The 21,564-nt window shown below is 76.2% G+C and carries 15 protein-coding genes; 11 read left to right on the top strand and 4 right to left on the bottom strand.

Annotation, left to right across the window (positions count from 1 at the left end):
* Positions 1-80: 80 nt before the first annotated feature.
* The 9 genes from IEY99_RS08390 to IEY99_RS08430 all read left to right on the top strand — a co-directional run bounded on the left by IEY99_RS08390 (position 81) and on the right by IEY99_RS08430 (position 14,002).
* Entirely contained in the window at positions 81-782 is a 702-nt protein-coding gene (locus tag IEY99_RS08390; protein WP_189201115.1) for a VOC family protein, read from the top strand.
* Positions 782-2,323, top strand: coding sequence for an aminotransferase class I/II-fold pyridoxal phosphate-dependent enzyme (locus IEY99_RS08395; protein WP_189201117.1), 1,542 nt, complete (start codon positions 782-784; stop codon positions 2,321-2,323). Before IEY99_RS08390 ends, IEY99_RS08395 begins: the two co-directional genes overlap by 1 nt.
* Complete coding sequence (locus IEY99_RS08400) at positions 2,320-3,246, top strand: hypothetical protein (RefSeq protein WP_189201119.1); 927 nt, start codon at positions 2,320-2,322, stop codon at positions 3,244-3,246. The genes IEY99_RS08395 and IEY99_RS08400 overlap by 4 nt, the downstream gene beginning before the upstream one ends.
* A 150-nt stretch (positions 3,247-3,396) precedes the next feature.
* A complete protein-coding gene (locus IEY99_RS08405; protein ID WP_189201121.1) occupies positions 3,397-4,383 on the top strand; it encodes a DUF1702 family protein in 987 nt (328 codons plus the stop codon).
* Positions 4,380-6,272: a CRTAC1 family protein gene (locus IEY99_RS08410; RefSeq protein ID WP_189201123.1), complete on the top strand. Its 1,893-nt coding sequence runs from the start codon at positions 4,380-4,382 to the stop codon at positions 6,270-6,272. The genes IEY99_RS08405 and IEY99_RS08410 overlap by 4 nt, the downstream gene beginning before the upstream one ends.
* A 35-nt stretch (positions 6,273-6,307) precedes the next feature.
* Complete coding sequence (locus IEY99_RS08415) at positions 6,308-7,255, top strand: RnfABCDGE type electron transport complex subunit D (RefSeq protein ID WP_373293325.1); 948 nt, start codon at positions 6,308-6,310, stop codon at positions 7,253-7,255.
* Positions 7,256-7,265: 10 nt separating this feature from the next.
* A complete protein-coding gene (locus tag IEY99_RS08420; RefSeq protein ID WP_189201127.1) occupies positions 7,266-12,884 on the top strand; it encodes a type I polyketide synthase in 5,619 nt (1,872 codons plus the stop codon).
* Between the two features lie 5 nt (positions 12,885-12,889).
* Positions 12,890-13,336 carry an acyl-CoA thioesterase gene (locus IEY99_RS08425; protein ID WP_189201129.1) on the top strand — a complete coding sequence of 149 codons (447 nt, stop codon included), beginning with the start codon at positions 12,890-12,892 and terminating at the stop codon, positions 13,334-13,336.
* A 15-nt stretch (positions 13,337-13,351) separates the two neighbouring features.
* Complete coding sequence (locus IEY99_RS08430) at positions 13,352-14,002, top strand: NADPH-dependent F420 reductase (RefSeq protein ID WP_189201131.1); 651 nt, start codon at positions 13,352-13,354, stop codon at positions 14,000-14,002.
* Here IEY99_RS08430 and IEY99_RS08435 read toward each other — a convergent pair whose 3' ends face one another.
* Together IEY99_RS08435 and IEY99_RS08440 are read right to left on the bottom strand one after the other, a co-directional pair.
* Positions 14,003-15,874, bottom strand: a complete 1,872-nt coding sequence (locus tag IEY99_RS08435; RefSeq protein WP_189201133.1) for an AfsR/SARP family transcriptional regulator — start codon at positions 15,872-15,874, stop codon at positions 14,003-14,005.
* Between the two features lie 147 nt (positions 15,875-16,021).
* Positions 16,022-16,825, bottom strand: a complete 804-nt coding sequence (locus tag IEY99_RS08440; RefSeq protein ID WP_189201135.1) for a helix-turn-helix domain-containing protein — start codon at positions 16,823-16,825, stop codon at positions 16,022-16,024.
* A gap of 187 nt (positions 16,826-17,012) precedes the next feature.
* On the opposite strand from IEY99_RS08440, the gene IEY99_RS08445 reads away from it, so the two are divergent.
* Positions 17,013-18,314, top strand: coding sequence for an ABC1 kinase family protein (locus tag IEY99_RS08445; RefSeq protein ID WP_189201137.1), 1,302 nt, complete (start codon positions 17,013-17,015; stop codon positions 18,312-18,314).
* A complete protein-coding gene (locus IEY99_RS08450) occupies positions 18,305-19,150 on the top strand; it encodes a helix-turn-helix domain-containing protein (RefSeq protein WP_189201139.1) in 846 nt (281 codons plus the stop codon). Before IEY99_RS08445 ends, IEY99_RS08450 begins: the two co-directional genes overlap by 10 nt.
* A gap of 9 nt (positions 19,151-19,159) precedes the next feature.
* Here IEY99_RS08450 and IEY99_RS08455 read toward each other — a convergent pair whose 3' ends face one another.
* Both IEY99_RS08455 and IEY99_RS08460 read right to left on the bottom strand, forming a co-directional pair.
* Complete coding sequence (locus IEY99_RS08455; RefSeq protein ID WP_189201141.1) at positions 19,160-19,855, bottom strand: PIG-L deacetylase family protein; 696 nt, start codon at positions 19,853-19,855, stop codon at positions 19,160-19,162.
* Entirely contained in the window at positions 19,848-21,560 is a 1,713-nt protein-coding gene (locus IEY99_RS08460; protein ID WP_189201142.1) for a CoA transferase, read from the bottom strand. Before IEY99_RS08460 ends, IEY99_RS08455 begins: the two co-directional genes overlap by 8 nt.
* Positions 21,561-21,564 lie beyond the last annotated feature (4 nt).

Here is a 21,564-nt window from a genome sequence, read left to right on the forward strand (position 1 = left end):
CCGAACGAAGCAAGCGAGGAGAAGCCGTCCGGACGTCCCCTGCCTACGCTCTGCGCAGGTACGGACAGCGAGGAGTTCCGGTGACTTTCCGAGATCTGGCACTGCTGTACGTCTTCCTCGAGGCACACGACCTGACGGCCCAGCGGTCCTTCCTGGAGCACCGGCTCGGCCTTGCCGTCATCGAGACCGACGAGGACCCCCACCACCGCCACGGCGTCGTCAAGTACGACGCGGGTTCCGTGATCCTGTCGCTCAACCTCTCCCCCGCCTCCCGGTTCGCCCGGTCCGGCTCGGACGGGCTGACCATCGCGTGCACCGGCGGGACGACGCTGACGACGGATCCGCACGGCCATCACTTCCGGCTCGGCGAGCGGCCCGCGACGGTCGCCGAGCTGCGCCTGCGGGTCGCCGACGCGGCCGCGTCGGTGTCCTTCTACCGCGACGTGCTGGGGCTGCGGCAACCCGATCCGGCGGCGCCCGCCTTCGCCACCGGCTCGGTGCCCATCGTGCTGGAGCCGGCCCCGCTCGCCGTGGACGGCCGGCCCGTGCGGTACGACACGTACCTGCTCGTCTTCCACACCCCGGACATCGACCGCAGCACCGCCGAGCTGGCCGCCGCCGGGCTGACCTTCACCGGCCGCGGCGTCGGCGCCAAGGACATCGGCCGCACCATCCGGTTCACCGACCCCTCGGGGCACCGGTTCTGCCTGTACGAGCCGTCGGACGACGCGCTCACCGACGGCAGCGGCCCCACCCTGCGCAAGATCCTGGCCGGCCGCTGATGCGCGCCGGCGACATCGACCGGTGGCTCACCGGTGCCCGCGTCCTGCTCGCCGCCGGGGACGCGGCGCCGTGGACGGCCGCGCTCGCCCGGCCCGGCCGGACGATCAGCGTCTGGCCGCCGGAATCCGGTACGCCCGAGTCCGACGCCGTCGTCTGCGCCGACTGGCGCTGGCACGGCGACGAGGCGGCACACCGGCGTCTCCTGGCCGAGATCCGGCGCCGGCTGCGGCCGGACGGCGTGCTCGTCCTCGATCAGGCCGCCGCCACGGCCGGTGAGGCCGCGGGCTTCGACCCGCTGACCGGGCGCGCCGGCCCGATCCGCTACTACCACCCCACCGAGCTGGCCGCGCTCGTCCGCGGCGCGGGCTTCCGGGTCACGCACGTGGAGCTCACGTCCACCCCGGACGCACCGGCCCCACCCGGCGCGCTGCTCGTGGCCCGCGCACTGGTCGCGCCGCCCGGCTCCCTGGCGGTCACCGGCTGGGGCGAGGCGGCGGAGGGCACCCGGCTCGACCTGCGGTACGCCGACGACGAGACGGAACTGCTGGACCCCGCACCCGCCGCGGTCTGGGCCGGGCTCGCCGCCACGGCGGACCAGGTGGCCGGCCACTACCCGGTCGACGACCCCTTCGGCAGCCGGCGCGGCGCGCCGGTGGTCAGCCGGTACTTCGGCCGTACCGTGGCGCCGGCGCAGCTCTACTTCGGCGCGGGCGTGACCTCGCTGCTGCGGGACCTGGCCGGCCTCGCGGCCGGCGGGCCGGTCCTCGCGCCCGCGCACACCCATCCGGACCTGCAGGCCTGGGCCGCGTTCGGCGGCGCGGACGTCGAGATCACCGCCGGACCGGCCACGGTGGCCGCATGGGCGGCGGAGATCCGGCGGGTGCGGCCCGCCGTGGTGCACCTGGACCGGCCCGCGTTCGACGCCAGCATCCTCGGCCTCGCCGACCTGGTACGCCTCGCCGGGGCGGCGGCGGAGGCCGGCGCGGCCGTCGTCGTGGACGAGAGCGCGGCGGCCTATCTGGGCCCGGCCGGCAGCGCCGCCACGGTGGTCGGCGAGACCGGGAACCTGATCGTGCTGCGCGGCTTCACCAAGGCGTACTCGTGGGGCGGGCTGCGGGCCGGTTTCGCGGTCTGCTCGTCGGCGCTCGCCGTCCGGGTCCGCGAGCTGGTGACGCCCATGCTGATCGGCGAGCTGGCGCTGCAGGCCGCGCTGCGGGTGCTGGCCGCCGGGGACCCGCTGGCCGCGCTGCGCCGGCGCGTGCGCACGGTGAAGCCGCGGTTCGCCGAGCGGCTCCGTACGGCCGGGTTCGCGGTCGAGCCGGGCCATCCCGACATTCCCTGGGTGGTGGTCGCCGACGCGGACGGCGCCGCCGGGCGGACGCTCGCCGAGCGCGGCATCCGCGGACTGCTGCCCGCCCCCGCGCCCGTCCCGGCACCGCCGGCGCCCGGGCACCTGCACCTCACCGTGCCGCTGTCCGCGCGGCGCATCGAGCTCTTCGACACCCTGTTCGACACGGTACGAGAGGACGTTTCGCCATGAGCCTGTCCGAGCGACCAGTGCAGACCCCGGACGTCGCCGAGACCTCCCGCCCGCCGAGCCTCGTACCGGTCACCGTCGGCGTCGTGCTCGGCGTGATCCTCGCCCTCGTCTGGTCGTACCGGTTCGTCGACGGGGTCATCGGCGACAACACCGCCAACACCCTGCTGGGCTACGACGCCAAGGAGACCGCGATCGGCGGGGCGGCGGCCGGCATCGTGTTCGCCTTCGTGTCCGGTCTCGCCGGCACCTTCACGGCCTGCAACATCGCCGTCTTCGGCGCGCTGCCGCAGCTCGCCGGGGGCACCACCAGCCGTGCGCGCGCGGCACTGACCGGGCTCGGCTGGCTGACCGCCGGCATGGTCGCCGTCTCCGCCGGGTACGGCTTCCTCGCGGTCCTGCTCGGCGACCGGCTTCCGCAGCTCTCCGACCGCGTCCTGAGCAACGGAGTGCCGGTCCGCCTGGTCCAGTCGTTCGTCGTGTTCGGGCTGATCGGCCTGGCGTTCGTCTACCTGGGACTGTGCACCCTCGGCGTGGTGCCCGACCCGTTCGCCCGCCGCCCCCGGGCAAGGCTGGTGACGCTCGGCGCGCTCATCGGCGGCTTCCTCGTCGGGCGCCCGTACCCGCTGTTCGACAAGCTGCTCGAGTACGCGGCGGAGACCCGCAACCCGCTGTACGGCGCCCTGGCGTTGACCTGGCAGTCGCTCGGCAACGTGCTCCTCGTCGCCGTGCTCGCCGGGGCGATCGCGCTGGTCGCCCACGCCACCTCCGCCCGCCGGGCCGGCCGTCCCCGGCGTCCCGAGCGGGCCGTCCGGGTCGCCGGCGTCGCCCTGATCGCGCTGGGCACGTTCCTGGTCGTGTACTGGGACGTCCGCGTCCCCTCGATGTTCGGCTTCGGAGCGTTCCCCACCATGCCCTGGAACTGACCTCCACTCCCACCCGGCAGAGCACGGTCCCGCCCCGCGGGGCCGTGCTCTGTGTCTGGCGCCGGCTGTCCAGTGCAGTCCAGGACGATCCAGAAGCGGTCAACCCGGCCGTGCTTGGCTTCGGGCCGAATGTTGCCGGGAGGGGCGAACATGACCGGACCGAAGACCGCGCCGCGCCGACTGGGCTGGCGGCGACCGCTGGTGCTCGAGCACTCCCTCGTCGACTTCCAGGTGCGCGGCTTCGCCACCGGACCGGCGCAGACCCGGGCCACCCTGGAGGCGGCGGCCGGGTCCTTCCTGGACGGCTTCAACGCCGAGCTGGCCACGGCCCCGGACGACGCACCCGACCTCGCGGACGTGCCCGCGCACCGGCGTGGCCTCGCCGCCGAGGGAGCCGCCATGGCCGCCACGCTGCTGGACGCGGGCCGGGTCACCGGGATGCGGCGCACGGCCGCGCTGCACGCGGCGCACGGCGGCCGGTACGCGTACCTGCTGCACGTCGGCAGCGGCTGGGCCCTGGCCAAGCTCCGGCGCCGGCGGCTCGGCCGGATCGGTGCCGGGGCGCCTCTGCTGCGCTGGCTGGCGTACGACGGCAAGGGGTTCTGCGAGGCGTTCTTCGCCACGCCGCGGGCCCTCGACCGCTGGCGCACGCACGCCCGCCGCTGCTCCGCGGTCTGCGAGATCGAGTACCAGGGCGTGGGCCGCTCCCTCTGGTTCCGCGCCTGCGGCAACCCGGACCGGCTGGCCGTCCTGGTGGCCACGATGCCGGCCCGGCACCACGGCGACCTGTGGAGCGGGATCGCCCTCGCCGGTGTCTACGCCGGCGGTGTCGGGGCCGACACTTACCGGCGGCTCGCCGAGCGGGCGGCGGAGCATCGGGCAGCGGCCGCCCAGGGCGCCGCGTTCGGCGCGGAGGCGTGGCGGCTGAGCGGCTGCACGCCCGGCCACGCCGACGTCGCGGTGCCCATCCTGACCGGCGTCCCGCCGGCCGTGGCCGCGCAATGGACCTGGACCGCCCGGCAGGGCCTGACCGGACCGGACCGGACCGCGGACGACTATCGCGAGTGGCGGCTGCGCATCCAGCGGCTGGCGACCGCGACCGCGGTCGGCAAGGCGGGAGCGGAGGACGTGGCATGAAGGCACGACAGAGTGGACGGACGGCGCTGGTGGCCGTGCTCGCCGCGGCACTGTGCGTGGGAGCCGGCTGGTTCACCCGGGTACCGGCCGCGCCGGCCGCCGACACCGCGGCGCTGGCGAAGCGGTTCGCCTTCGCGATCGAGGACGTCAACGGGGACCCCGCGCGCGCCCGTAGCCAGCGGGTGGTGCAGCCGGCGCTCGAGCACATCCGGGCCTGGATCTCCGCGGTGGGCGCCGCCGCCGGACTGGGCGATCTGGACGGCGACGGGCTGAGCGCCGAGGCGTGCCTGGTCGACCCGCGCGACGACTCGGTCACCGTCCGGCCCGTGCCGTCATCCTTTGGCCGTTTCCCGGTCTTCCCGCTCGTACCGGCCGGGCTGGCCTTCGACGCGGCGAGCACCGCGCCGATGGGCTGCGTGCCCGCCGACCTGAACGAGGACGGCTGGACCGACGTGCTCGTGCACTTCTGGGGCCGGACGCCGATCGCCTACCTGCGCCGGCCCGGCGCGCCGCTGGCACCGGACGCCTTCCGCGGCGCCGACGTCGCGCCCCACCCCGGCGAGATCTGGAACAGCTCCACGGCCAACGTGGTGGACCTGGACGGCGACGGCCACCTCGACCTGGTGGTGGGCAACTACTTCCCGGACGGCGCCCGGGTGCTGGACGGCACCGCCGCCGACGACCCGCACATGCGCATGCACGACTCGATGTCCAAGGCGGCCAACGCCGGGACCAACCGGATCCTGCGGCTCGAGCGGGTGGAGACCGTCGGGGGCGTGGGGGTGCCGCGTTACGCGGACGCGTCGGCGGCGCTGAGCCGTACCCAGTCCCGGTCCTGGACCCTGGCCACCGGCGCGCAGGACCTGGACGGCGACGGGCTGCCCGAGCTGTACCTCGCCAACGACTTCGGGCCGGACCAGCTGCTGCACAACCGGTCCACGCCGGGCCGGGTGGCCTTCACGGAGCTCCGCGGCGCCCGCGAGGTCGGCACTCCCAAGTCCAAGGCGCTGGGCGACGACTCGTTCAAGAGCATGGGCGTGGCCTTCACCGACATCGACACCGACGGCCGGCCGGACCTGGTGGTCAGCAACATCACCGTGCAGCGCGGCCTGGAGGAGAGCAACTTCGCGTTCGTGAGCACCGGTACGGGCCCACTGCGGGACGGCCACGCGCCCTACCGCGACGACAGTGAGGCCCTCGGGCTGTCCCGCAGCGGCTGGGGCTGGGACGTCAAGGCCGCCGACTTCGACGGCGACGGCACCGACGAGCTGGTCCAGGCGGTCGGCTTCGTGCGCGGCCGGATCAACCGCTGGGCCAACCTGCAGGAGCTCGCCATGGCCAACGACGACCTGCTGCGGTTCCCGCAGGCCTGGCCGAACTTCGAGGCGGGCACCGACATCTCCGGCCGCGAGCGGGACCCGTTCTTCGTCCGCGGCGCCGACGGCCGCTACGTCGACATCGCCCGCCAGCTCGGCATCGACAACCCCGGGCCGAGCCGCGGCATCGCGGTCGGCGACGTCGACCACGACGGACGCCCGGACGTGCTGATCGCCAACCAGTGGGCCCGCTCGCAGTTCCTGCACAACACCGCGGCGCCGCGCGCGTTCCTGGGCCTGCGGCCGCTGCTGCCGGGAACCGGGGCGTCGGGCCGGGCGCGGCCGGCCGTCGGCGCCTCGGTCACCGTCACCCGGGCCGACGGCACGGTCCTGCGCTCGCAGCTCTATCCCGCCAACGGGCACACCGGCGTCAACGCGCCCGAGCTGCTCTTCGGGCTCGGTGCGGCCGGCGGCCCGGCGTCCGTCGCGGTCACCTGGCGCGACGCCGCCGGCCTGCACACCATCACCCGCACGCTGCCACCCGGCTGGCACGACCTGACCCTCGGCGCCTGACGCAGCCGGCCCCGACGCCGCAGGAGGCGATGACCATGACTTCCGTGCCCACCCGATCCGCCAAGGGACTGACCGCGCTGCGCCGGTTCGCCGTGTCCATCACCGTGTTCACCATCCTGGGACACGCGTGGCTGGGCTTCGAACAGGCCTATCTGACGCCGATCGTGGCGCTGCTGGTGTCCTACGCCCTGAGCCTGGTCCTGGAGACCGCGGACGCCTGGGCCCAGCACCGGCCGGCCCGCTACCGGGGCGGCCCGGTCAACATGATCAACTTCTTGCTGCCCGCGCACATCGCCGCCCTCGCCTGCGCGATGCTGCTGTACGGCAACCAGCGCCTCATGCCCACCGTCTTCGCCGTGACCGTCGCGATCGCGAGCAAGTACCTGCTGCGCCTGCGGATCGGCGGCGTGCCGAAGCACTTCTTCAACCCGAGCAACCTGGGGATCAGCGCCACCCTGGTGCTGTTCAGCTGGGTGGCCATCGCACCGCCGTACCACTTCACGGAGAACACCGGGTCGATCGTCGACTGGACGATCCCGGCCCTGATCCTCGTCGCCGGCACCATGATCAACGCCAAGCTCACCGGGCGGATGCCGCTGATCCTCGGCTGGGTCGGCGGGTTCGTCGTCCAGGCGGTGATCCGGGCGACGATCGGGCCGGACTCGCTGGCGTCCGGGCTGCTGGTGATGAGCGGCGTCGCCTTCATCCTGTTCACCAACTACATGATCACCGACCCGCAGACCTCCCCCGCACGCCCCCGCGACCAGGTGCTGTTCGGCGCGGCCGCGGCCGGGGTCTACGGCGTCCTGGTCGCGATGCACATCACCTTCGGGCTGTTCTACGCGCTGACCCTCGTCTGCGCCGGCCGGTTCCTCGTCACCGGCATCCGCGAGGCGCGCCGCGGCCGGGACCGGGCCACGGCGCCGTCCCAGCCGCCACCCGTCGCGGCCCCGGCGCCGGAGGCGGCCCCCGTCGCCGGCTAGGAGGACCAGCATGGCCGAGAGAATCGCCGTCGTCGGGATGGCGTGCCGCTACCCGGAGGCCGACTCCCCGCACCGGCTGTGGCAGAACGTCATGGCGCGGCGGCAGTCCTTCCGCCGGCTGCCGCCCGGGCGGCTCCCGCTGGCCGAGTACGGCGGCGACAGCGCGGACCAGACGTACGTCACCCGGGCCGGGCTGATCAGCGACTGGACGTTCGACCGGCAGCGCTTCGGCGTGGCCGGCCCGGCGTTCCGGGCGGTGGACACCACGCACTGGCTGGCCCTCGACGTCAGCGCGGCCGCCCTCGCCGACGCCGGGTTCCCGCACGGCGACGGACTGGACCGCGCCCGCACCGGCGTGGTCCTGGGCAACTCGCTGACCGGCGAGTTCTCCCGGGCCGCCACGCTGCGCACCCGCTGGCCGTACGTCCGCAAGGCGGTGCTCGCCGCGCTGGCCGGCTCCGCGGTCCCGGCCGGCGAGCAGGCCGGCCTGATGGCGGCGATCGAGCGCGCGTACAAGGCGCCGTTCCCGGAGCCGTCCGACGAGACCCTCTCCGGCGCGCTGGCCAACACGATCGCCGGCCGGGTGTGCAACCACTTCGACTTCCACGGCTTCGGGTACACGGTGGACGGTGCGTGCGCCTCGTCGCTGCTGGCCGTCTCCACGGCCGCCACGGCGCTGGCCGACGGCCGGCTGGAGGTCGCGCTCGCCGGCGGCGTGGACCTCAGCCTGGACCCGTTCGAGCTGGTGGGATTCGCCCGGGTGGGCGCGCTGGCGCGCGGCGAGATGCGGGTGTACGACCGGCGCCCGACCGGCTTCCTGCCCGGCGAGGGCTGCGGCGTGCTGGTGCTGTGCCGGGAGTCGTTCGCGCGCGACCGCGGGCTGCGCACGTACGGCCACCTGCTGGGCTGGGGGATGTCGTCGGACGGCAGCGGTGGCCTGACCCGCCCCGAGTCGGCCGGTCAGCGCCTGTCGCTGCGCCGGGCGTACGAGCACGCCCGGGTCGACTGCGCGACGGTGGCCCTGATCGAGGGGCACGGCACCGGCACCGCCGTCGGCGACCAGGCCGAGCTGGAGGCGCTGCGCGAGCTGCGCCGCAGCGCCGGCCGCCCGGCGGCGCTGGGCAGCATCAAGGCCAACATCGGGCACACCAAGGCGGCGGCCGGGGTAGCCGGCCTGCTCAAGGCGGTGCTGGCGGTCCACCACGGCGTGCTGCCCCCGACCACCGGGTGCGCGGAGCCCCATCCGCTGCTGACCGCGCCCGGTGCCGGCTTGGAGATCCTCGGCGAGGCACGGCCGTGGCCGGCCGGCCGGCGGCACGCCGCGGTCAGCGCGATGGGCTTCGGGGGCATCAACGTGCACGTGGTCGTCGGCGGCGCCGCGGTCGCCCGGCGCCGCCGGCTGGCCCCCGTCCACCAGCGGCTCGCCGCCCCGCACCCGGACCACGAGGTGGTGGTGTGCGCCGCCGCCGACCCGCAGGCGCTGGTCGCGAGGCTGACCCGGATCGCCGCAGTGAGCGGCACGCTGACCCGCGGCGAGCTGGGTGATCTCGCGGCGACCCTGGCGGGCACCCCGGTGGACGCGCCGTACCGGTTCGCCGCCGCGGTCGCGGGCCCGGACGAGCTGGCGGCCGCGGCCCGGCAGGCCCGTGACCATCTGGCCGCCGGCGGGAGCGCGCTCGTCGATCCGCTGCGCCGGGTCTTCGTGGGCGGCCCCGACCGGCTCCGCGTCGCGGTGCTGTTCCCCGGGCAGGCGGCGCCCTGCTACTCCGGACCGGGCGCGCTCGGCCACCTGCTGGGCAGCCTGCCACCCGGGTACGACGAGCGGCTCGCGCTCCCCGGCGACCCGCACGCCACCGCCGGCACCGACGTCGCCCAGCCGGCCATCATCCGGGGCATCCTCGCCGGACTGCGCTGGCTCGCCGCGATCGGCGCCGACGCGGACCAGGCGGCCGGGCACAGCCTCGGCGAGCTCGGCGCCCTGGTCTGGGCCGGCGCGCTGCGCGAGGCGGACGCCTACCTGCTGGCCTCGGTCCGCGGCGCGGCCATGGCCGAGGCCGACCCCGCTCCGGCCGGCATGGCGAACCTGCACACCGATCCGGACACCGCGGCCGCCCTGCTGCGGGGCACCGACGTGGTGATCGCCGCGGACAACGGCGAGCGCCGGACCGTGGTGTCCGGCGGCCGCGCCGAGGTGAGCCGGGTCGTCGACGCGGCGGCCCGCGCGGGCATCGGCGCGACCTGGCTGCCGGTCGCGCACGCCTTCCACTCACCGGCCATGGAACCGGCCGCGCCCCGGCTCAAGGCCGCCGCCGCGGCGCTCGGGTGGCGCCCGCTGCGCCGGCCCGTGGCCTCCACCGTCACCGGCGACTGGCTGGCCGGCGAGGACCTGGTGGAACTGCTGGTCCGGCAGCTGACCGCGCCGGTGCGCTTCGCCCAGGCGCTCGGCCGGCTCTCCGCCGACCTGTTCGTCGAGGTCGGACCGGGCCGGATGATGGCCGGGCTGGCCGGGCCCGCGACCGTCTCCCTGGACGCGGGGTCGCCGTCGGCCGAGGGTGCCGCGTCGGTCACCGCGGCGCTGTTCGCCGCGGGCCGCTGCGGCACCCTCGCGCCCTGGTTCGCGGGCCGGTTCACCAGGCCGTACGACCTGGACCGCGACCGCGTGCTGCTGACCAACCCCTGCGAGGCCGTACCGGGGGCACCGCCCGGGCCCGAGCCGGCCGGTGCGGACCGGCCGCCCGGTCCGCAGGTGGCCGGCGACGATCCCCTGTCCGTCGCCGTCGCCTGCGTCGCGGAGGCTCTGGAGCTGGACGCCGACACCGTCGCGCCGGACGCGCGCCTGCTGGCGGAGCTGCATCTCAGCTCCCTGCGGGTGACCCAGATCGCCGCCGCCGTGGCCGCGCGGCTGGGCCGGGCCATGCCGGCCGCGCCGCTGGCGCTGAGCACGGCGACGGTCCGCGAGCTGGCCGGTACCGTCGCCGACCTGCCCGCCGCGGACCAGCGGGAGGCTCCCCCGGCGGGGGTGGCCGGCTGGGTACGGGCGTTCGCCCCGCTGCTCGTGCCGCAGCCGGCGCCGGGCGCCGCTGGGGTCCCCCGGTCCTTCACCGTGGTCGGCGACCTCGCCGGTCATCCGCTGGCCGACGAGATCCGCGCCGCCTTCGGCCACTCCGGCGACGGCGCCCCGGCGTACCTGCTCGCGGTCCCGCCGTGGCCCGCGCAGCCGGCGCCGGAGGACGTGGTGACCGCCCTGCAGGCCGCGCACCGGGACCGCGCACCGCTGGTCGTCGTGCACCACGGCGGCGTCGGCGCGGCCGTCGGCCGCAGCCTGGCCGCCGAGGAACCGCGGATCCCCGTCCTGGTGGTCGAGGCGCCCGCGGACCCGGCCGGCGTGGCCCGGGCCGCCGCCGAGGCACGCCGCGAGCTGGCGCCGTACGCGGAGGTGGTCCTCGACGCCGACGGCCGGCGCACGGTGCCGGAGCTGGCGCCCGTGCCGCTCGCGGCGGCCGACCCCGGGCGCATCCCGCTGGGTCCCGGCGAGGTCTGCGTGGTCACCGGGGGCGCCAAGGGCATCGGCGCGGAATGCGCGGTCGCGCTCGCCGGCCTGACCGGCGCCCGGATGGTCCTGCTCGGCCGGGCCCCGCACACCGATCCCGCGGTGCGTGCCACCCTCTCCCGGCTGACGGACGCGGCCTACCACGCCGTCGACATCACCGACGGCGGCGCGGTCGCCGCGGTGCTCGGCGAGGTGCGCCGGCGCCACGGCCCGGTCCGGGCGCTGCTGCACGCCGCCGGGCAGAACGTGCCGGTGCTCATCCCGGAGCTCGACGCCGCGGCCATGCGCGCGGCCGCCGCGGCGAAGGCGGACGGGTTCGACCGGGTGCTGGCCGCCCTCGACCTCGTCGAGCTACGGTGCGCGGTCACCTTCGGCTCGGTGATCGCCCGCACCGGGCTGGCCGGCGAGGCACACTACGCGGTGGCCAACGAGTGGCTGGCCCGGCGTTGCACGCACCTGGCCGCGGAGCATCCCGGCGTCCGGTGGCTCAACGTCGAATGGTCGGCGTGGGCGGGCACCGGCATGGGCGTACGCCTGGGCGTCCTCGACGGCCTGATCCGGCGCGGGCTCGACCCGATCCCGGTGGACGCCGGCGTGGCCACCCTGCTGCGCCTGCTCGCCACGCCGGACCTGCCGCCCACGGTACTGGTCACCGGCCGGCTGCCCGCCGGGCCGGTGCTGCGCTGGCACGGTGGTGACGCGGCGCCGTGCGGGCGGTTCCCGGAGACCCCGCTCGTCCACACGCCCCGCACCGAGCTGGTCGCGGCCGTCGACCTGTCCACCGGCACCGACCCCTACCTGGGCGACCACCGCATCGACGGAGCCGCCGTGCTGCCGGCCGTGCTGGGGCTGGAGGCGATGGCCCAGTGCGCCGGGGCGCTGCTGGGCGACGCCGGGCCGGCGCAGTTCACCGGCGTGCGGCTCAGCCACCCGGTCACCGTCGGCGACCGGGACCGCCGGACGCTGCGGGTGGCCGCCCTGACCCGCGACGACGGCTCGGCCGACGTGGTGCTGCGCAGCGACGAGACCGGCTTCGCCACCGATCACTTCACCGCCCGCTACGGCGGCCCGGTCACCGAGCCGGTCCCGGCGGCCGCCGTGCTGCCCGGCGCCGACCTGCCGGCCGCGCACCTGTACGGCCCGCTGTTCTTCCACGGACCCCGCTTCCGGCGCGTCCGGGGCTACCGCGCGATCGGCGCGTACGGCTGCGTCGGCGTCGTCGACGCGGAAGCGGGCCAGCCGTGGTTCTCGGCGTTCCTGGACCAGCGCCTGCGCCTGGGCGACCCGGGGGCGCGCGACGCGTTCCTGCACCTGCTGCAGGCCTGCGTGCCGGACCGGATGGTGCTGCCGGTGGGCGTGGACCGCATCCGGATGCACCGGGCACCGGCCGGCCGGCTGCTCGTCTCGGCCCGCCAGCGGTCGCAGGACGCGACCGGCTTCGTCTTCGACCTCACGGTGACCGACCCGGCGGGCGCGCCCGTGGAGGACTGGACCGGCCTGCGGCTGCGCGCCGTCCGGGCCATCGATCTCCCCCGGTGGCCGCTGGAGGTGGCCGGGGCGTACCTGACCCGGTCGCTGGCCCGGCAGCCGTCGGCACCGCCGGTGGAGCTGGTCACCGCCCGGGCCGACCGCTCCGATCCGGAGCACACCGCCGCGGTGGCCGGCTGGCTGGCGGGCTCGCCGGTCACCCACGCCGGCGACGGCCGCCTGGTGAGCGCCGGGACGGGCGCCGTGTCGGCCAGCCACCTCGGCGATCATCTGCTGGTCGCCGCCGGTCCCGGCCGGGTCGGGGTGGACTGGGCCGGGATCGGCCCGGCGGCGCCCCCGCTGTCCCCGGCGGACACGGCGGTCGCGGCCCGGGCCGCCCGGGTGGCCGGCGGGGACGCCGCCACCGCCGCCTTCCGGATCTGGACCTGCCGAGAGGTGCTGGCCAAGCTCGGTGAGCCGCCGTCCGCGCCGCTCACCGTGGCCGGCGCCCGGGACGGCTGGACGACGCTGCGGTCCGGGGACCTGAACCTGCACAGCACGGTGCTGGCGGGCACCGCGGGCCCGGTGGCGATCTGCGTCGGGGCGGGGTGACGCCGATGGCCGGCCACTTCGTCCACCGGCACCTGGTGACCTTCGACGAGACCAACCTGGTGGGCAACGTCTACTTCGCACACTACGTACGCTGGCAGGGCCACTGCCGGGAGCGGTTCCTGCTCGACCGCGCGCCCGGGGTGATCGCCCGGCTCTCCGGCGACCTGGCGCTGGTCACCGTGGACTGCGCGGTCGAGTTCTACGCGGAGGGCTTCGCCGGCGACCAGATCGAGATCCGGATGGGCCTGGACCGGATGACCGGCAACCGGGCGGCCATGACGTTCGACTACGTACGCTGCCGCGACGGCCGGGAGGAGCTGCTGGCCCGCGGCCGGCAGACCGTGGCGTGCATGCGGCGCGCGGCCCACGGGCTGGAGCCGGCCGAGATCCCGGACGAGCTGCGCGCGGCCCTGGCCCCGTTCGACCCGGCCGGCGCCCCGGCCGGCCGGTGATCGGAGAACGCCACCATGATGGGGATCATCGGCGCGGGCCGGATGGGTACGGCGCTGGCCCGCGTCCTGGCCGCCGCCGGCGTGCCGGCCGCGCTGTGCACCGCCCGGTGCGACCGGCCGGCGGCCGACCCGCCGCCGGGCTGCACGCCCGCGACCCTGGACGACGTGCTCTGGCACACCGACCCGGTGCTGCTCGCGCTGCCGTTCCCGGTGGCCGTCGGGCTGGCGTCCGGGCCGGCGGGCCACTGTGGCGACGGCCGCGTCCTGATCGACGCCACCAATCCCGGCTTCTGCCGCGACCGGGTGGTGCCGCCCGGCCTGTCCGGCGGCGAGCTCATCGCCGCCGCGGCGACCGGCTGGCGGACGGTCAAGGCGTTCAACACCGTCCCGGCCGAGCACCTGGCGGCGACCCGGATCGGCGGCGGCACGGTGACGCTGCCGGTGGCGGGCCCGGCGGACGCCAAGCCGCCGGTGCTCGACCTGGCCGGGCGGCTGGGATTCGAGCCGGTGGACGTCGGCGGCATCGAGAGCAGCCGGGAGATGGAGGCGCTGGCCGTGCTGATGGCGCGGGTCAGCGCGGCGTACGACCTGCACGGGCGGATCGGCATCCGGATCGCCGAGCTGGACCGCTCCCCCGCCGGGCGGGGCGTGGACCTGGCCGGGTGATCAGAGGATGGGGACGGCGGACGCGTCGACCGGGCGCCGCTCGGTGACCCCGAGGTCGGCGGCGAGCCGGTGCACCAGGCGCAGCTTGCCGTAGAGCGGCCCGGCCAGGTCGTGCCGGACGAAGAGCAGCGACTTCTCGGCCAGCCGCATCAGCATCAGCCGGCCGTCCACCGGACCGTACGGCGACGCCGCCCAGACGGCCTCGGCCTGCTCGGCGCGGAACGACAGCGGCAGGGCGCCCAGCCGCAGGAAGCACCACCGTTCCTGCCCGTCCAGGCAGTGCAGGCTGCGCAGCAGCGCGGCCTGCAGCGAGCGGTGGTGCACCGGCTGTCCCCGCCGCGGCGGCTTGAGCTCCCGCAGCGGATCGTCCAGGCGCCGGACCAGCTCGTCCAGCGTCTCGGTGGCCAGGCACTCGGCGGCGAGCTCCACCGCCAGCGGCAGGTCGTCGAGCTGCGCGCACAGCTCGGCCACCGTCCGCAGGTCGTCCGCGGCGAGCCGGAAGCCGGGGCTGACCTGGGCCGCCCGGCGCGCGAAGAGCTGGACGGCCGGCGGCTCGGCACCCCAGCGCGCCTCGTCGCCGCCGGCCACGGCCAGCGGCCGCAGCCGCCAGACGGTCTCGTACGGCACGCCCAGCGGCTCGCGCGAGGTGACCACGACGGAGACGTTCGGGCAGGCGCGCACCACCTCGTCCACCACCTCGACGCAGGCGTCGATCACGTGCTCGACGTCGTCGAGGACGATCAGCATCTGCTGGTCGCCGAGCAGCCGGGACGGCGGGGTGCCCGGCTCGGCGCCGAGGAGCTCGCTGAGCTGGGCGTCCAGGCGCGCCGCGGCGGTGAGCTCCGCGCAGTCCAGCACCGCGACCCCGCCCAGCAGGTTGTCCCGCAGGCAGGCCGCCGCCCGCAGCGCGAGCGTGGACTTGCCGCATCCCGGCGGTCCGGTGACCGTGAGGAGCCGCTGCTCGGCCAGCAGGGACATCACGGCGTCCAGGTCCCGTTCCCGGTAGATCAGCGGGCCCAGGCCGGGACCCCGGCCGTGCCAGGGCGGCCGGGCCTGCTCGGCCGACGGGCCCGCTCCGGCGGCCCGCCCGTGCGCCATGTCGTCGCCGGCGAGCACCGCGCGGTAGGCGTCGGACAGCTGCGAGCCGGGTTGCACGCCGAGCTCCGCCTTGAGCATCACCCGGATGTCGTCGAAGTGCCGGACCGCGGCGGCGCGGCGGCCGGTCTGCTCGAGCGCCACGATGTACAGCGCCTGGGCCACCTCGTTCATCGGCTCGGTGATCGCCAGCCGGCGCGCCGCCGGAAGCACCGCCGCGGCCTGCTTGAGGTCGAGCCCGGCCCGGACGTAGTCGAGCGCGGCCTCGGACCACCGCCGGCGCAGCAGATCGAGGACCTCCGGCGAGTTCAGCAGGGTGGAGAGCTCGGCCAGCTCCGGGTCCCGCCACAGGCGCATCGCCTCGCCGAGCAGCTCGAAGGCCCGCTGCGGCTCGTCGGCGCCGAGGAACTGCTTCGCCTGCCGGTAGAGCAGCTCGAAGCGCGTGACGTCGACGAGCTCGCGGCTGGTGACGAGCCGGTAGCCGCCCGGCCCGGAGCTGATGATGTTGGTACGGCCCCGGGGCGGAAGATCCGGTTCGAGCAGGCGGCGCAGCCGGGCCACGTAGGTGTGCACCAGCTGCCGGGCGCTGACCGGCTGGGCCGGCCCCCAGACCATGCCGAGCATGCAGTCGATGGAGACGGCGTGACCGACGTGCAGGGCCAGCGCCGCGAGTACCGCCCGCTGCTTGGCCGGACCGAGGTCGATCGGCACCGGACCGCGGTGCACCTGCATCGAGCCCAACGCCGAAATACGCAGAATCGCCCTGGAATCGGACATCGACTGCTCCCCCGTCGAGGTCGTCACCGGCGTCGGTCGTCGAGCACCGCCCCGCCGGTCCGCATAGAGAGTGTGCCCTTGTGCCATCCGTAGGTTCGAGTGGCCGATCATCCAAATCGTCCGTCCACTTCGGCGCCCGCCGCCGGGTCACCCCGCCGCGCCGGGCGGCCGGGCCAGCGGCAGCAGGGCCGTGACCGGCGGATCTGTCGGCGCGGGCCGGCGCAGCCCGGTCCGGACCGTCGCCGGCGGTGGATGCGCGGGGACGGACAGGGCGGCGCGGCCGATGCGCAGGCTGCCGGGCACGTCGTCCACCAGGGCGTCGACGACGCGCGCGCCCGCGGGGATCACCACACAGAACACGGCGTACTCGCCGCACGGCGGCGGCGCGCCCAGCGGGATCCACGGCGAGCCGGTGGAGGGGGTCCAGCGGCCCCGGTGCACGCGCAGACTGCCGGCCGGCAGCAGGCAGACGCAGACCAGCGAGCCCGGATCCGGCGCCCGGGACAGGGTCACCACCGGACCGTCGATCGCGGCCGGGCGCGACCGCGTCCACCAGCGCGCGCCGGCCGCCCGGACGTCGCCCAGCGCGCGGGCCTGGGTGCGGAATCGCGACGGCGGGGTGCCGGTGAGCTGCGCGAACTGGGCGGAGAACGTGCCCGGGCTGGTGTAGCCCACCAGGGCACCCACCTGCCGGACGGGCAGGTTCGAATGCAGCAGCAACCGCCGGGCCTCGGCCATCCGCAGGGCCGCCAGGAACCGGGCCGGCGTCACCGTGGTGACCTGCCGGAAGATCTGGTGGAAGTAGAAGGGGCTGAACGCGGCCACGTCGGCCAGCGTCCGCAGGGGCTGAGGGTGCGCGAGCCGGCTCCGCATGACGCCGATCGCCCGGGTGACCGCCTCGAGGTGGGCCACCCGCGTGTCGTTGCTTGCTGCCTCCGTCGCCGTGGACACGATCCCCCTTCGCGTCGGGCCGCCGAGACATCGAAGTCTGTACCCGTCACCTTGACGGATCCTTGACGCCGCCGAGCACCAGGTCTTCCAGCTTGGGGTCTTGCGTCGCACGGCCTTGCCGGGGTCGCCGGGGCGCCGTTGAATCGGCCGAGACAGCTCGGCAGCTCGCAGTCCGCCGGAGGCCCGCATGGCGCCCACCGTCCCGTGGCCCGTCCTGGTCACTCGCCTGAGCAGGTGGGCGCTGGCCGGCGCCGGCCTGCTGGTCGCCCTCTCCCGGCGGACCGCCGGCCGGGCCCTGCGCCGGCCGCCGGATGCTCCGGGACGGTCCGTCGTGCCCACCCTCGTGCGGCTCGGGCCCACCTTCGTCAAGAGCGGCCAGCTGCTGAGCACCCGGTCCGACCTGCTGTCCCCGGCGTTCTGCGCGACGCTGGCCCAGCTCACCGACCGGATGGCGGCCATGCCCGCCGCGGACGTCCGCCGGGCCCTGGCCGCGGCGTACCCGGACGGCCGGCCCTGGCCCTTCGCCGACTTCGACTACACGCCGGTGGCGAGCGGCAGCATCGCCGGGGTGTACCGGGCACGCCTGCACGACGGGCGGACGGTCGCGGTCAAGGTGCGGCGCCCCGGCCTGGATCGCCAGATGTCGGCCGACTTCCGGCTGCTGGGCCTCCTCGCCAGGCTGGGCGAGCGGATGCCGGGCCTGCGCGGCCTGCCGGCCCAGCGCATGATCGACCAGGTCGGGCCGGCGGTGCTCAACCAGCTCGACCTGGCGCGCGAGGCCGTCATGCTGGAACGGCTGCGGCGCAACCTCGGCGCCATGGTACGGATCCCGGCGACCGTACCCGCCGCGGCCGGCGAAGGTGTGCTGGTGATGGAGTTCCTCGACGGCCTGGAACGGTTCGGCCCGGCGTCCTTCACCCGCGACCAGCGGTCCACGATCGTGAAGCAGATCCTGCGCGCGGTCTTCCAGATGCTGTTCATCGACGGCCTGGTGCACTGCGACATGCATCCCGGCAATCTCTACCTGCGCCCGAGCGGGGAGGTGGTGCTGCTGGACGCCGGCTTCGTGGTCGAGCTGAGCCCCAAGGTGCGCAAGCTCTTCGCGCAGTTCTTCCTCAACCTCGCCCTGGGGCGGCCCGACGAGTGCGTGGAGATCGTGCTGCGCAGCGCCAGTGCCCTGCCGGCCGGCGCGGACCTGCGCGGGTTCCGGCGCGACCTGGCCCGGCTGGTGCGGGAGAACCACGGGAAGCGGGCCGGTCAGTTCCGGCTCGGGCCGTTCGCCGCCCGGCTGTTCGACCTGCAGCGCCGCAGCCGGATCTCGGCCGACCCGGAGTTCGTGTTCCCGCTGCTGTCGCTGCTCGTCCTGGAAGGCATGATCAACGACTTCGACGTCCAGGTGGACTTCCAGGCCCAGTCGATTCCCGCGCTCTTCGAGGCGCTGCGGAGCGAACCGCCGGCGGAGGCGGAGAAGGAGACGTCATGGAGCTGACATCGACCGCCGGGCGGCCGGTCACCGAGCGCACCGCGGACATGTGGAGCGAGGCCGTCCTGCGGTCCATCGGCACCATGCGCGAGCACCTGGGCGACGACCTGTCCCTGCGGACGCTCGCCCAGGCGGCCTGGCTCAGCCCCTTCCACTTCCACCGGATCTTCCACCGGCTGACCGACTCCACCCCGGCCCGGTTCCTCGCGGCGTGGCGGATCGCCGAGGCCAAACGCCTGCTGGCCTACAGCGACGACAGCGTCACCGACGTCTGCATGCACGTGGGCTACGCCAGCCTGGGCACCTTCACGTCGCAGTTCACCCGGGTGGTCGGCGTCCCTCCGGGACGGTTCCGCCGGCTCGTGCAGGCCTATGCGGACGTGCCGTTCCACGACATCCTGCAACGGCTCGCCGCGGCGCTGGGGCGGCCGGAGCACGCCACGGTGACGGTGTCGGTCGGCGGCGGGCCGGGCGACGGCGCCCTGGCCGTGGTCGGCCTCTTCGACAGCGCCATCCCGCAGCGCCGCCCGGCCGGCTGCGCCGTGCTCCGTACCCCCGGCACGGCCCGGCTCGACGTGCCGCCGGAGACCACCTGCCAGCCGCTCGCGATGTGCTTCGACCGCTCGGTGACGGTCCGCGAGGCGGTGGCCGCCACCGACCTGGACCGCTGCTACGTCGCCGCCGCGCCCGGCCCGGTCCGCGTCGAGGCGGCCGGCGCGCCGATCGCCGTGGACCTGCCGCTGCGCCGGCGCCGCCCGACCGACCCGCCGATCCTGCTGGCGCTGCCGCTGCTGATGGCGGTCGCCGGCGCGGACCTCGAGGACCCGCCCGTCGCCTGCTGACGGTGCCGGTCAGCCGATCTCGATGCGCTTGTAGTGCTCGGCGAAGCGGTATCCGGGGGTGCGCCCGGCCTGGCGCATCCACCCGAACACCCACTCGGGCGGCTCTCCGCCGGTCTGGCTCCGGTGCTGCCGCAGCGCCTCGCCCTTGCGCTCCACGTACGGCGTCGCGTCGACGTAGTGGTTCGGCCGCTCGTACCCGGGCACCCAGACCTCGCGGACCTTGTGCGGCGCGAGCCCGGCCTCCGCCAGCTCCGGGAAGGCCCGGGCGTTGTCCGCGTCCGGGTAGACCGCCGCGAGCGTCGCCTCGCCGACCGCGATGTGGTCGGGGTGGGAGGCCTCGATGGGGATGTCCAGCACCCGGCGGGGATAGTGGGTGAGCACCAGGACCGGCCGGTCGCGGCGGATCTGCGCGGTGATCTCCCGGCGCAGCGCGAGGGTCGGCTCCAGCCGGCCGTCCGGCAGACCCAGGAACCGCACCTCGCGCACGCCCAGGACGGCCGCCGCGGCGCGCTGCTCGGCCATGCGTACCGACGCCGTGCCCTGGACCGGGGCGGCCCCGGGCTCGCCCTGGGCGCCGTCGCTGCAGACCAGGTAGCGCACCTCGGCGCCGCCGTCGGTCAGCGCCGCGATGGTGGCGCCGAAGTGGAACTCCGCGTCGTCCGGATGGGCGGTCACCACCAGCGCGCATTCCCCCGGCTCAAGCATCGAAGCTCCACGGCACGCCCGGCACCCAGCAGGCGTCGCCCGAGCGCGCGAGCAGACCGGCCAGCCGCGGGTCGTCCGGCAGCGCGGCGAGGCCGGCCGGCACCTCGGCGGCCGGCACGCCGGCGGCCGGTAACGCCTGCGCCCACTGCGCGGCGGTGCCCCGGCCCAGCCGGGCGCGGACCTCGGCGTCGCCGGCCGTGCCCGGCAGGCCGCAGGCGGCGCGCAGCCGGCGGGCGGCGGCCGGGTCGGCGGCGCCCACCACGAGACGACCGGCGGCGGTCTCGAGCGGGCCGTCCAGCGGGCCCCAGGGTGAGCCGGCGGCGGCCGCGAGGGCCGACGCCGCCCGGATCAGGGAGCTGCCGACCCGGCAGCCCCGGCCGGTGCGTTCGCGGTGCAGCAGGCCGGCGAGCACCGCCTCGGCCGCCAGCAGGCCGCCGGCGACGTCCACCAGGGTGAGCCGGCTCGGCACGGGGGCCTCGCCGCTCGGGTGGAGCAGGGCACCGGTCCCGGCGTGCGCCTGCACGACGAAGTCGCCGGCGATCGGGCAGGGCGGGTCGGCGATGCCGTCCCAGCCGGACGCGTACGCGTACACCACGGCGGGGTTCGCCCGGGCGACCGCGGCCGCGTCGAGGCCCAGCGCCTCGGCCCGGCCGGGCCGCCAGTTGTGCAGGAAGACGTCGGCCTCCGCGGCGAGCTCGCCCAGCTCGGCGAGGCCGGCGGCGTGCTTGTAGTCGATCTCGACGACCCGCTTGCCCTCGTTGTACGCCAGGTACGCGGCGCCGTGCTCGCCGGCCAGCGGCGGGCTGTGCCGGCCGAAGTCCCCGCCCGGCGGTTCCACCTTGGTCACCTCGGCGCCGAGCTGACCGAGCAGGCGACCCGCCAGGGGCCCCTGCAGCCGGGACGTGACCTCGACGACACGCAGCCCGTGCAGCGGGGCGTCCGGCGGCGCCGTCCGGCGGCGGGCGTCCGGCGACTTCCTCTCGGGGCGCCGGGCGTCCGTCCCCGCACCGTGCGGGTCGACGGTCCACGGCTGGGCCGCGCCCGGCGGCGGCGTCCGGCGCACCGGAACGACGGCGACGCCGCAGGCGCCGGCGGCCGCGCGCACCTCGGCCAGGGTGTGCCGGGCGAACGCGGCCGGCAGCTCCGGCGGCACCCGGCACTCGCCGGCCAGGTAGCGGTAGACGAACGGCAGCCAGGCGGCGCCGACCACGCCGGCGCCGTCGAGCCCGAGCCGCCGCCAGAACGCCGCCCAGTCGTCGCCGGCCAGCACCTCGATCTCGGCCCACACGCCGTCCGCGGTCCGGAACGGCGGACCGGGCACACCGGCCGGACGGAACGGGAACGCGCCGCCCCCGGTCGCGATCGCCAGATGATGCCGGACGAACTGCAGCGCCCCCGCCGGGCCGCGGACCGTCACGCCCTGCACCGGCAGGCCACGGTGCCGGCCGAGCAGGGCGGCCAGCGCGCCCTGGGCGGCGAGGATGCCGGTGGCCACCGTGGCCACGTCGAGGCCGAGCCGGCGTGGCGCGCCGTACTCGCGCCCGTGCACGGTCATCAGGCCGGTCCGCGCCTGCGTCACCGCCTCGGGCTCGGCCGGGCCCGGCGGCGGATCGACGCAGACCCGGACCTGCCCGCCGGCCCGGCCGTCCCGGAGGGTGACGCCGAGCCGGGCGAGGTGATCGGCGACGAGCGCGCCCGCGTCCACCCCG

Origin of the sequence: Couchioplanes azureus (assembly GCF_014648355.1) — a bacterium.
GTDB classification, from domain to species: Bacteria; Actinomycetota; Actinomycetes; order Mycobacteriales; family Micromonosporaceae; genus Actinoplanes; species Actinoplanes azureus.

Bases quoted from the DNA above. Each gene is read 5' to 3' on its own strand.
- IEY99_RS08395 (WP_189201117.1), top strand. From the start codon at position 782: ATGCGCGCCGGCGACATCGACCGGTGGCTCACCGGTGCCCGCGTCCTG.
- IEY99_RS08400 (WP_189201119.1), top strand. From the start codon at position 2,320: ATGAGCCTGTCCGAGCGACCAGTGCAGACCCCGGACGTCGCCGAGACC.
- IEY99_RS08405 (WP_189201121.1), top strand. From the start codon at position 3,397: ATGACCGGACCGAAGACCGCGCCGCGCCGACTGGGCTGGCGGCGACCG.
- IEY99_RS08410 (WP_189201123.1), top strand. From the start codon at position 4,380: ATGAAGGCACGACAGAGTGGACGGACGGCGCTGGTGGCCGTGCTCGCC.
- IEY99_RS08415 (WP_373293325.1), top strand. From the start codon at position 6,308: ATGACTTCCGTGCCCACCCGATCCGCCAAGGGACTGACCGCGCTGCGC.
- IEY99_RS08420 (WP_189201127.1), top strand. From the start codon at position 7,266: ATGGCCGAGAGAATCGCCGTCGTCGGGATGGCGTGCCGCTACCCGGAG.
- IEY99_RS08425 (WP_189201129.1), top strand. From the start codon at position 12,890: ATGGCCGGCCACTTCGTCCACCGGCACCTGGTGACCTTCGACGAGACC.
- IEY99_RS08430 (WP_189201131.1), top strand. From the start codon at position 13,352: ATGATGGGGATCATCGGCGCGGGCCGGATGGGTACGGCGCTGGCCCGC.
- IEY99_RS08435 (WP_189201133.1), bottom strand. From the start codon at position 15,874: ATGTCCGATTCCAGGGCGATTCTGCGTATTTCGGCGTTGGGCTCGATG.
- IEY99_RS08445 (WP_189201137.1), top strand. From the start codon at position 17,013: ATGGCGCCCACCGTCCCGTGGCCCGTCCTGGTCACTCGCCTGAGCAGG.
- IEY99_RS08450 (WP_189201139.1), top strand. From the start codon at position 18,305: ATGGAGCTGACATCGACCGCCGGGCGGCCGGTCACCGAGCGCACCGCG.
- IEY99_RS08455 (WP_189201141.1), bottom strand. From the start codon at position 19,855: ATGCTTGAGCCGGGGGAATGCGCGCTGGTGGTGACCGCCCATCCGGAC.